Below are 10,249 nucleotides of genomic sequence, written 5' to 3'. Positions count from 1 at the left end.
TCGCCCCCACAGTGGACTTTCACCACCTAGATATATGCCATGCCCGGCATACAAAAAAGTCAGAAACTAATTCGTTTCTGGCTTTTCTTCTACCTTTTCCTGATATTTTGTATTGAAGATATCTTCTTCATCAAATTCAGATTCAATTTCTTTAAGTTCTGGTAATTCATCTAAGCTTTTTAAGTTAAAAGCATCCATGAATTCATCAGTAACACCATATAAGACTGGTTTACCTGGTGAATCATCACGTCCTACTTCTTTAATAAGGGCTTGTGCTAAAAGCTTACGAATCATTGATTCACAGCCTACACCACGTATTTCTTCAATACGAATTCTAGTAACAGGCTGATAATAAGCCACAATAGCTAATGTTTCTAAAGCTGATTTAGATAGTTTTCTACCACTTGTAGTCATCATCTTTTTATAATAGACATCATGCTGAGGCAATGTGACCATCTTATAAGTACCACCAAAATCACATATATCTACACCCTTAACTGTTTTAGAAGCATAGAGAGAGAGTAATTCATCCATCAATTCATATGCTTCTTTCTTAGTGATTTCTAATGCTTCCGCAACATCTTTAATTGTAACACCTTCATCACCATAGATATAAAGCATACCTTCTATGACTGATAAATACTCATTCTTGTCCATAGCTTGTTCCTTTCAAATAAATCTTTTCAAAATTACCACTCTGAGTAATCAATAATTCACTGTTTTTCACTAAGACAAGAATAGAAAGGAATGTTACTATCGCAAAATAGCGATCTCCTTCATCAAACAAGTCTTCAAAATCAACAGTTTTATCTTTATGACGTAAGAAATAGCTTCTGATCTGTTCAGTTCTTTCATCAATAGATATTTCTACACGTGCAATCTTTGATTCAAGGGGCTGGAGTAATGCACGTCTTTGCATCACTCTCTGCATTGCCTTGATGAGATCATATACTTCCATTCCCTCAGGAATAGTTTCCTCACCACTAGGAAGATATTCTTCAAGTGCTGAAGGTATTTTAGAATGCATTGTCTGACGTTTGTCATAAGAAGCTTCAAATGCTTCTAAGATACCGTTAATACGGTTCTTTTCAATCAGTCTTTCAATCATTCTTTTTCTTTCTGCTTCGTAATCATCTTCTTCATCTATTTCTGGCTTAGGAAGTAATAGTTTACTTTTCATTTCAATAAGCCAGGCTGCCATAACTAAATATTCAGAGACAGCTTCTAAGAGTGAAGGATCCATTGTTTGAATATAAGCGAGATACTGGTCACATACAGCCGCTACATCAAGATCAAGAAGATCCATATCATGTTCTTTTATTAGATGAAGCAAAAGATCAAGCGGCCCAGTAAACTGGTCTACAGTGACCTGGTATTCCATATCTTTACTCCTATTTATATAATTTATCCATCTGTTTCAATAATGGGAATCCAATAATGATTTCTAATGGAATAATAAAGCATGCCTTAATCACACGAATACTTACAGATACCACAAATGGAATGCCATACATGATCTGTAGCCAGAAAGGTGTTAAACAGAATGTAATTGCAAGTTCTACTAAAATAACACTTAATAGCCAAGTACCAAATAATGACACATCATTGTCTTTCATATTCTTTGTGCGTTTCAACATGAACAAAATAAAACCTATAGAGGCAATAAGGCAGAGCCCAATCATAACACCTTTTTGTAAAAATGTTAATGTATAAATGACTTTACCGATAGAGATTGTTTTTTGTAAAGCAACAAAAAGCGATCCTGCTCCTCCAAATAATGCAATCATGAGACATACAATCTTACTGAATCGTTTTCCATCTACATTCTTTACTTTTACAGCAATCAATGATGGGATTAAACCAATCAGTACCTGATTGAGTGTAAATCCAAAGAATGGGAATCCTGTTGGGGATATCACTAAACCAAGTAAATCAGTAATTAAACCAATGAGATAAGCATAACTAGGTGAAAGAATAACACCTGCTAACATAACAGGAATATATTCAAAACCAATCTTTAAGCTTTCAGCACCAAATAACGGTACCATAATAGTAAGTCTCTTCAAAATCAATGTGATGATAATAATTAAAGCACTAAATGCGAGCTTTTTGGTATTTCTTCTTTCTAATGGGTAAAATTTAAAACAGTAAATACCAAGTAATACTAAAATACATACAATAATAATTTGAATCATTTTTTAAATGCTACAATAAACAAATGTTTCTGTTTCAACCTATCGCTAGTCCACAGACGTTAATTCCGATCATCTCTGACCGTACACTTGCCTTCTTATAGGCTCCTCCTTTTCTTTTTTAACAGTTATTACGGTCCTCGCCTTTAATAAAAGCGATAATGTTTTCACGTACTTCAAGAATCAAACGATGTCTTGCTTCTACTGAACCCCATGCAACATGTGGTGTGAAAACGACCTTTTGAGGATCAACACTATATAAAGGGCTTGTTGAAGGAAGTGGTTCTTTTTCAAATACATCTAAACCTGCTCCAGCAATAAGGTTATTATTTAATGCATCACTTAATGCTTCTTCATCGATAATAGGACCACGTCCTACATTAATGAGATAAGCTGTATCTTTCATCTTCTTGAAAGCTTCTGCATCAAATAAATGTTCTGTCTCTTTTGTAAGAGGTGAATGAATAGAAATAATGTCACTTGTTTTAAGTAATGTATCAAAATCCACCTGCTTGAAGTGTTCATCCTGATGATGTCCAGTTGTAGAATAATACTGCACCTGACATCCTAATGCTTCCGCAATACGTGCAACGCGCTGACCGATTGCGCCTAGACCAACAATTCCCCAAGTCATAGTAGATAATTCATGAAACGAGTAACCAAAGAATGAGAAGACCTTATCTTTTTCATATTGCTGTGATTTTACATAACTATCATAGCGTGATGTATGTTCAATAAGTTCTAGACATAATGCAAGAGTAAGCTGGGCAACAGCTTCAGTAGAATATCCTTTTACGTTAGCTACTCGGATTCCTTTTTCTTTTGCATAATCTAAATCTATGTTGTTTGTACCAGTGGCTGTAACAGCAATCATCTTAAGATATGGACAGCGGTCAATTTCTACTTTTCTAAACAGATTCTTATTTGTAATAACAATATCTGCATCCTTACAAAGAGAAATGACATCTAACTGGTCTACATTTTCATGATAAGTCACTCTTCCAAGATCATCAAAGATATGTGTATCCACATCTTTTCCAAGTGTTTCTACCTGCAAGAAGACAATACGAAGTTCCTGATGTAATAAATCAAAAATTTCTTCTTTTGTATGGTCCTGCATCATCTTACCAAAAATAATACATTCATTAAAGTCTAAAACTTCAGCTTCATGTAATTTCCCACAAACTTTTCCATCAATCATCTCATATGTGAGCATTCCACCCATCATAGCCATACCTAATGCTTTAGAAGTAATGCCTTCATCATCATTAACGGCTTCTAATATCACTTCTTTAAAATGTGGATCTGCTTCAATTGATGCTTCAATAACATCTTTTAATGTCTCATGCTTTAAAATTTCTTTTCTAAATGCATCATGATAGATAAAAGGTAATACAATATCATAAAGTTCCATAGGAACAGGTTTTTCATATCCCTTAGAGAAATTATATAAAATCGCAATCCCTAAGCGTTCATCTTTCATTTTATCAACTAATTTCATTCATCTTCCTCCATTAAATATACTTCAACACGTTGCCTTTCTGATTTCTTTTTATCATCATAGAAGATCAGACATGTTTTCATCTTCTTATCCATATAATCATAACGCAATACATTATAAGAATAGTAATGACTTTCACTTTCTTTTAAACCGCCTGTTGCACTTCCTGCTGAGATATAGTATGTACCTTTCTTATTCATGAAATAAGGCACATGCTTATGACCATGAAGCACATATTTGATATGACGCTGTTGAAGCCATGTGGCAAACATATTAGCATCTACAAGTGCTTTAGATTTATCCAATATAGTTCCAAATATAGATTTTTCACGCCATTGTATTTTTAAGAAGTCTGACTTAGAGACTTTAAATACATGATGGTGTAGTAAGACCACAATCGTATAATCTTCTAGATTTTCTATACCTGCAAGTTCTGAGTCTATTTGGTCTAATTGTCTTCTTGTGATCATTCCTCTAGCTAAGTTACCACCAGCATTAGAATCTATCTTTACAAGTACAATCTTATCTTTTTCTATAACCTTGATCTTTTCACCTAGTAAATAGGCTATGACTTTTGTACGTTGTCTTCCACCAATACTCAGGCCTTTTACTATCATATCATGGTTACCTAACACAAAGCTGATATCTGCCTTATATCTCTTCCTAATCATTGTCATAAAGCTATTGGCCTGATACATATTCTTTGTATTAGGAGAGTTCATAAGATCTCCTGTAATAAAGACCTGCTTTTGATGAGAACTCTGTGCATATTGATCACATTCATCTAATGAATCTAGTAAGTTAGAGACTGCTTTCAGCTTCTTTTTAGGGCCTAGATGTAAATCAGATAACTGATAAATAAATGAAGAATGACCTTCTTTATTAAACATTGTCTTCTCATCGATTCTCTTTTGTAATGCCTTTGCCTGGGAAATACTATGTAATGGGTAAAAGGCTGCACGTTTAGAATTAAATATGAGTCCTCCAGGCCATTCATCTGCATAAAATAAAGCTTCGAGTAGTCCAGGAAATGGATCTAAGAAAGACAAATCTTCCTGCTTAAAAGGTTTGCTTATTGTAAAGATATAGTCCACCCCTGTAAAAGAATAGTCTTTAATTTCTTTATTAATACCAGGAATAAGAAATAAGAAAATCTTATCTTTAAGGAAAGAACGGATACGTTGTAAGCCTTCTTGTAAATTAGTATGTGTCAGCATAGATACGTCCTTGATTGTCATACCAGGACGAATCATACTGAATGAATACTCATCAATCATATCAAGTTCTTTAAATTCTATGTGATGATTTCTTAACCACTGTCGATAATCATTAAAAGATTGGTAATCCAATAAAGCACGAGAAAAAGCACGGTCATGATGATAAATCATATTAAAAAAAGCATTAATGCCACTAAATTCATCCATAATAGTACTTCCTTTAAGAAAAAAGACCACGTATGTGGTCTTTTAGAATTTTAAGTTACGTGGTGTACGTGGGAATGGTTCTACATCTCTGATGTTAGCCATACCAGTTAAATACATTAAGAAACGGTCAAAACCTAAACCGAATCCAGCATGCTTACATCCACCAAAGCGGCGTAAATCCATATACCACTGTAGTGTTTCTTTGTTCATGCCCTTTTCATCCATAAGCTTTTCAAGAACATCATAACGTTCTTCTCTCTGTGAACCACCAACTAATTCACCGATGCCTGGTACTAATAAGTCACATGCTGCAACTGTCTTGTTGTCATCATTTAAACGCATATAGAACGCTTTGATTTCTTTTGGATAATCTGTTAAGAATACAGGACCACCTACAACTTCTTCACAGATATAACGTTCATGTTCAGCATTTAAATCAATACCCCATTCAACCTTGTTGTCAAACTTCACATCAGCTTTTAATAGATGATCAATAGCTTCTGTATAAGTCATACGTGCAAAGTGAGAATCTCTAACCTTTGTGATACGGTTGATACAATCATGGTCAACCATCTGTTCAAAGAATTTCATTTCTTCTGGAGCATTATCTAAGCAGTACTGAATACAATATTTAACCATTTCTTCAATTAAACACATATCATCTTCAAGATCCGCAAATGCGATTTCTGGTTCTACCATCCAGAATTCACTGGCATGTCTTGATGTATTTGAGTTTTCAGCTCTGAATGCAGGACCAAAAGTATATACATCTCTAAATGCCATAGCGAATGCTTCTACATGTAACTGTCCTGTTACTGTTAAGTAAGCTTCTTTTTCAAAGAAATCCTTAGAGAAATCAGTATCATCAATAGTTGTGACTCTAAACATTTCTCCAGCACCTTCACCATCATTAGATGTAATGAGTGGTGTATGTACATATACGAATCCCTGATCCTGGAAGAACTCATGAATAGCCATAGATAATACAGATCTTAATCTGAAGATAGCATAGAATGAGTTTGCTCTTGGTCTTAAATGAGGGATTTCTCTCATAAATTCAAAAGAATGTCTCTTCTTCTGTAATGGATAATCACTATCACAGTCACCTTCAAGAATAATTTCAGTGGCTTCTACTTCAAATGGCTGTTTTGCATCAGGTGTTAATTTTAATTTACCTAATACATGAATAGCTGAACCAGTTGAGATATGTGAAACTTCATCAAAGTTCTTTAATTTTTCTTTTAAGTAAACAACCTGGCAGTTTCTAAAATAAGAACCATCATTTAATGCGATGAATCCTAGTTTACCACTATCTCTATTTGTTCTTACCCATCCTTCTAATTCTACATACTCTACGTTATCTGTTTCTACAGCGTTATCTGCACGACAGATTTCATAAAGTTCTCTTACTGTCATAAATTCAAACATCCTTCTTACTCCTTTGTATTTGATTTCATTTTTAATTCTAATTCTTGTATTGCGACAACAACATCCACATTCTGTACTTCTACTCCCTGAGGTACAATGAAATGAGAGTGGGTGAAGTCTACAATGCCTTTAATCCCTAATGCCACTAAACGATCCACCATTTCCTGTACATTATCAGAAATTGCGAGAATCGCAATCTTACAGTCCTTAGGGAATGTCTTTTCCAAATCGTCACTCTTATGAATCTTAACACCAAAACGTTCACCTTCAATATTAGCATCTTTATCATAAGCACAGACAATCTGTCCCACTGTATATTTCCAGCGGTTATATTTCAAAATAGCTGAACCTAAGTTACCTACACCAATGAGAATAATAGGTTCATCAAGTCCTAAACCTAAGAAATCACTGAGCGTTTCAATCATCTCTTTTGTATCATAACCATAGCCTCTTTTACCAAGTGTATTCTTCTGAGGTAAAAAGCCAAAATCACGACGAATAGTCGTATCCTGGATATGAGTAACTTCTGCAAGTTCACTCGATAAGAAGTTTTCTTTACCTTCATGTCCCATAACTCTTAAAGCCTTCAAATAAACAGGAAAACGTGTCATCGTCGCACGTGAAATTTTCTGTTTCTTTTCATTACTCATAGTTATCTCCTACACTTTCCGCCTCCAAGTCATAATCCGGCTTAACAGATAAGTCCAAAGGGGCAAACATATTATATTTATACATGATACTTGCAGCAGATGCAATCATTGCTGCATTATCTGTACAATACTTCAATGGTGGAAAAATAACAGGAATATCACTTGTACTCATTTTTTCTCTGAGACCTTTATTGGCACTTACACCACCTGCTACAATAATCTGCTTTACACCAAGATCATGAGCAGCTGCTAAAGCTTTAGAAGCAATCGTATCCATAGCCACATCCTGGAATGAGCAGGCTAAGTCATTGCCATTGATTTCCTCTCCTCTTTGGTCTGCATTATGCTTTAAGTTGATGACAGCGCTCTTTAAGCCACTGAAGCTGAAGTTATAGCTTCCATCATCAAGTGGTTTAGGAAGTGTGTAGCTATGAGTTCCCTCATGTGCCATTTTATCTAATACAGGTCCTCCAGGATATGGAAGATGTAAAACACGTCCTACCTTATCATAGGCTTCACCAATAGCATCATCAAATGTTGTACCAATGACCTCAAAAGAGAATTCTTTTTTCATATAAACAAGTTCTGTATGTCCTCCTGAAACAACTAATGCCATTGCAGGATATTCAATATCATTTACTAGTTCATTGGCATAAATATGCCCCGCAATATGATGTACACCAATCAAAGGCTTATTTAAGTAAATAGCCAATGTCTTGGCTTCCTGCATTCCAACATGCAAAGAACCTACAAGTCCTGGTCCTTTAGTGACTGCAATTGCATCAATCTCCTCAATAGAAATATCTGCCTGACTAAGTGCTTCCTTTAAAACAGTGCTGACACATTCAACATGTTTACGACTGGCAATTTCTGGAACAACACCACCATATTGTTTATGGATATCAATCTGTGATGCAACAACATGACTTAATAACTCTTTTCCATCCTTAAGGATTGCAACACTCATTTCATCACAACTTGATTCAATAGCTAGAATAACAGCCATTATTTTTCCTCCTTTCTTACCATGAGATAGGCATCCTCATGGTCTGCATAATAATCTTTACGTATAGCACATATCTCATAGCCATACTTCTTATATAAACGAATCGCACGTTCATTTGATACACGTACTTCCAAACTATAATTCATACATCCTTTATTATGTCCTTCTTTTAATCCATAATCCATCAATAACTTAGAAAGACCTTTTCCCTGATAATTTGGATCAATACCAATTGTAGTCAGTTCACAGTTTTCATAAGCATACCAGAATCCTGCATAACCAACAATTTTGTCATCTACAAGAACATAATAATGAGCATAATCATTTGTCTTTAATTCATGAAGAAAATCTTCTTTAGACCAGGCAGGGGTAAATAATACCCCTTCTAGTCTTTCAATTTCATCAAGATCTTCTTCCTGCATTTCTCTTAATAACATGCTTTCTTAGCCTCAACATCTTTAATATAAGTTGGTACTAATAGATCAACATTCTTGATTGGATCAGCCATCTGACCTAATGCATAAATATTAGCACAAAGATCACATTCTTTTTCATTTAATCCAAGACAGCCTACTTCACCTACAAGTTCAAAGTCTTCATATTCAGCACGTAATTGTGCAAAGTCTTCTAAAGTCATCACTTGTTCTTTCATTAAAGGAAGACCATTTTCATAAACACCAACAAAGACCTTATGTCCTCTTGCATCAATAACACTTAATGCCTGATTCATACCTGCATAAGCGGCTAAAGAGCTAACAGATTTAATCTTTACATTAGATACTGCAGCAAGTGTCTTGGCGATAGTCATAGCCACTCTGACACCTGTATAAGAGCCAGGTCCGGATGTGATAATCATTTCATTGACATCCTTTAATGCAATATGATGACGATCAAGCACTTCCTTTAATGTAGGAATTGCTTTTTCTGATTGTCTTCTAGAACCTTTTTCCTGGAAGGCTTCTAGACACACATTATCCTGAAATAAGCCTACAGCTAAATAACTATTTGATGTATCCATCACTAAACTAATCATGTGTAACCTCCCTCACATAGTTCTCATACTTTTCACCGATAGGATGAAGCTTTAAAGAACGTGTTTCATCTTCATTCTTTATTATTTCTATTTCTAATCTTTCTTCTGGAATAATGTCTTCAATAAACTGTGGCCATTCAATCACACATAAGCCATCATCTTCAAACATCTCTTCAAATCCTAAATCATCATCTGCCCCTTCTAGGCGATATGCATCAAAATGATAGAGAGTCATACGTCCAGAATAAACCTTCACAATAGTAAAAGTAGGAGAATTGATGATCTTCTTGATGTCAAGTCCCTGTCCAATTCCTTTTGTGAATGTAGTCTTACCGGCCCCTAAATCACCTGTTAATGTGATAATAGAATGGGGAAAGATTGTTTCTCCAATACGTTTACCAAAAGCAATCATTTCAGCTTCATTTTTTAAGTTTATCATTTTTAGTTCCTCTATTTTTCATCATCTGCTGATATTTATTATACCACTCCTGGGCAAATCCTGCACGAAAAGGGCCAGATGCATTCATCGTCATCACAATCAAACGATTGAGCTGTTCATGGAATATCTCATCTAATTCATCTGAATATTGATATTTAATACGATGAGCCGCATATTCACCTTCATCTAATACCTTATATCGATAGCCAGGCCATACCTTTAAATCTAAATCATAATCAATATATTTAAGTGCTTCTCCATCATATAATATAGGAGAGGCAATATTACAATAATAATAGATACCATCACTTCTAATCATACAAATGACATTATACCATCTATCCTTAGGAAAATAACAGATAGCTGGTTCTTTAGTGACCCAGGAACGACCATCTGATTCTGTAACTAATGTATTATTATTTATACCGATAAAATGGCGATCTGTTTCTTCTAATATCTTACAGCGTGACCACGTACGATGTGGTTTACCGTCATGTTTATAGCAATGGATGAGCACATCCTGCCCCACTAATGAATTCTTCATAATCAAACCTCTTTCAACCTATCGAATATCAT

At 34.8% G+C, this 10,249-nt stretch carries 12 protein-coding genes; all 12 read right to left on the bottom strand.

Annotated features, from left to right (window positions below; genetic code table 11):
• Window positions 1-66 precede the first annotated feature (66 nt).
• The 12 genes from scpB to DW269_RS07525 all read right to left on the bottom strand — a co-directional run bounded on the left by scpB (window position 67) and on the right by DW269_RS07525 (window position 10,217).
• Window positions 67-657 (bottom strand): SMC-Scp complex subunit ScpB, encoded by a 591-nt coding sequence (scpB, locus tag DW269_RS07580; protein WP_006506915.1) that lies wholly within the window; start codon window positions 655-657, stop codon window positions 67-69.
• On the bottom strand, window positions 644-1,381 hold the full coding sequence (locus tag DW269_RS07575) for a ScpA family protein (RefSeq protein ID WP_022424251.1): 738 nt from the start codon (window positions 1,379-1,381) through the stop codon (window positions 644-646). The genes scpB and DW269_RS07575 overlap by 14 nt, the downstream gene beginning before the upstream one ends.
• A gap of 10 nt (window positions 1,382-1,391) precedes the next feature.
• Window positions 1,392-2,195: a folate family ECF transporter S component gene (locus tag DW269_RS07570; RefSeq protein ID WP_117459225.1), complete on the bottom strand. Its 804-nt coding sequence runs from the start codon at window positions 2,193-2,195 to the stop codon at window positions 1,392-1,394.
• 118 nt (window positions 2,196-2,313) lie between these two features.
• Window positions 2,314-3,693: an NAD(P)-dependent oxidoreductase gene (locus DW269_RS07565; protein WP_117459224.1), complete on the bottom strand. Its 1,380-nt coding sequence runs from the start codon at window positions 3,691-3,693 to the stop codon at window positions 2,314-2,316.
• Window positions 3,690-5,117, bottom strand: a complete 1,428-nt coding sequence (locus DW269_RS07560; protein ID WP_233502459.1) for a metallophosphoesterase — start codon at window positions 5,115-5,117, stop codon at window positions 3,690-3,692. Before DW269_RS07560 ends, DW269_RS07565 begins: the two co-directional genes overlap by 4 nt.
• A gap of 42 nt (window positions 5,118-5,159) precedes the next feature.
• Window positions 5,160-6,545 (bottom strand): asparagine--tRNA ligase, encoded by a 1,386-nt coding sequence (gene asnS, locus DW269_RS07555; protein WP_117459222.1) that lies wholly within the window; start codon window positions 6,543-6,545, stop codon window positions 5,160-5,162.
• A 5-nt stretch (window positions 6,546-6,550) separates the two neighbouring features.
• Window positions 6,551-7,195, bottom strand: a complete 645-nt coding sequence (locus DW269_RS07550; RefSeq protein WP_022424247.1) for a redox-sensing transcriptional repressor Rex — start codon at window positions 7,193-7,195, stop codon at window positions 6,551-6,553.
• A complete protein-coding gene (gene tsaD / locus DW269_RS07545) occupies window positions 7,188-8,201 on the bottom strand; it encodes a tRNA (adenosine(37)-N6)-threonylcarbamoyltransferase complex transferase subunit TsaD (protein WP_022424246.1) in 1,014 nt (337 codons plus the stop codon). The genes DW269_RS07550 and tsaD overlap by 8 nt, the downstream gene beginning before the upstream one ends.
• Window positions 8,201-8,638, bottom strand: a complete 438-nt coding sequence (rimI, locus tag DW269_RS07540) for a ribosomal protein S18-alanine N-acetyltransferase (RefSeq protein ID WP_117459221.1) — start codon at window positions 8,636-8,638, stop codon at window positions 8,201-8,203. The genes tsaD and rimI overlap by 1 nt, the downstream gene beginning before the upstream one ends.
• Complete coding sequence (gene tsaB / locus DW269_RS07535) at window positions 8,629-9,234, bottom strand: tRNA (adenosine(37)-N6)-threonylcarbamoyltransferase complex dimerization subunit type 1 TsaB (RefSeq protein WP_117459220.1); 606 nt, start codon at window positions 9,232-9,234, stop codon at window positions 8,629-8,631. Before tsaB ends, rimI begins: the two co-directional genes overlap by 10 nt.
• Window positions 9,227-9,673, bottom strand: a complete 447-nt coding sequence (tsaE, locus tag DW269_RS07530; protein ID WP_117459219.1) for a tRNA (adenosine(37)-N6)-threonylcarbamoyltransferase complex ATPase subunit type 1 TsaE — start codon at window positions 9,671-9,673, stop codon at window positions 9,227-9,229. The genes tsaB and tsaE overlap by 8 nt, the downstream gene beginning before the upstream one ends.
• The gene (locus DW269_RS07525; RefSeq protein ID WP_006506926.1) at window positions 9,654-10,217 is read right to left on the bottom strand and encodes a DUF402 domain-containing protein; all 564 of its coding nucleotides are present in this window, start codon (window positions 10,215-10,217) and stop codon (window positions 9,654-9,656) included. Before DW269_RS07525 ends, tsaE begins: the two co-directional genes overlap by 20 nt.
• Between the last annotated feature and the right edge of the window lie 32 nt (window positions 10,218-10,249).

It is taken from the genome of Catenibacterium sp. AM22-6LB (genome assembly GCF_003435615.1).
Taxonomy (GTDB): domain Bacteria; phylum Bacillota_I; class Bacilli_A; order Erysipelotrichales; family Coprobacillaceae; genus Catenibacterium; species Catenibacterium mitsuoka_A.
The sequence above is the reverse complement of the archived record's forward strand: the minus strand, read 5'-3'. Positions and strand labels throughout refer to the sequence as shown.

Bases quoted from the DNA above. Each gene is read 5' to 3' on its own strand.
- rimI (WP_117459221.1), bottom strand. From the start codon at position 8,638: ATGTTATTAAGAGAAATGCAGGAAGAAGATCTTGATGAAATTGAAAGA.
- DW269_RS07565 (WP_117459224.1), bottom strand. From the start codon at position 3,693: ATGAAATTAGTTGATAAAATGAAAGATGAACGCTTAGGGATTGCGATT.
- tsaB (WP_117459220.1), bottom strand. From the start codon at position 9,234: ATGATTAGTTTAGTGATGGATACATCAAATAGTTATTTAGCTGTAGGC.
- DW269_RS07575 (WP_022424251.1), bottom strand. From the start codon at position 1,381: ATGGAATACCAGGTCACTGTAGACCAGTTTACTGGGCCGCTTGATCTT.
- DW269_RS07560 (WP_233502459.1), bottom strand. From the start codon at position 5,117: ATGGATGAATTTAGTGGCATTAATGCTTTTTTTAATATGATTTATCAT.
- DW269_RS07550 (WP_022424247.1), bottom strand. From the start codon at position 7,195: ATGAGTAATGAAAAGAAACAGAAAATTTCACGTGCGACGATGACACGT.
- DW269_RS07525 (WP_006506926.1), bottom strand. From the start codon at position 10,217: ATGAAGAATTCATTAGTGGGGCAGGATGTGCTCATCCATTGCTATAAA.
- asnS (WP_117459222.1), bottom strand. From the start codon at position 6,545: ATGTTTGAATTTATGACAGTAAGAGAACTTTATGAAATCTGTCGTGCA.
- tsaD (WP_022424246.1), bottom strand. From the start codon at position 8,201: ATGGCTGTTATTCTAGCTATTGAATCAAGTTGTGATGAAATGAGTGTT.
- tsaE (WP_117459219.1), bottom strand. From the start codon at position 9,673: ATGATAAACTTAAAAAATGAAGCTGAAATGATTGCTTTTGGTAAACGT.
- scpB (WP_006506915.1), bottom strand. From the start codon at position 657: ATGGACAAGAATGAGTATTTATCAGTCATAGAAGGTATGCTTTATATC.
- DW269_RS07570 (WP_117459225.1), bottom strand. From the start codon at position 2,195: ATGATTCAAATTATTATTGTATGTATTTTAGTATTACTTGGTATTTAC.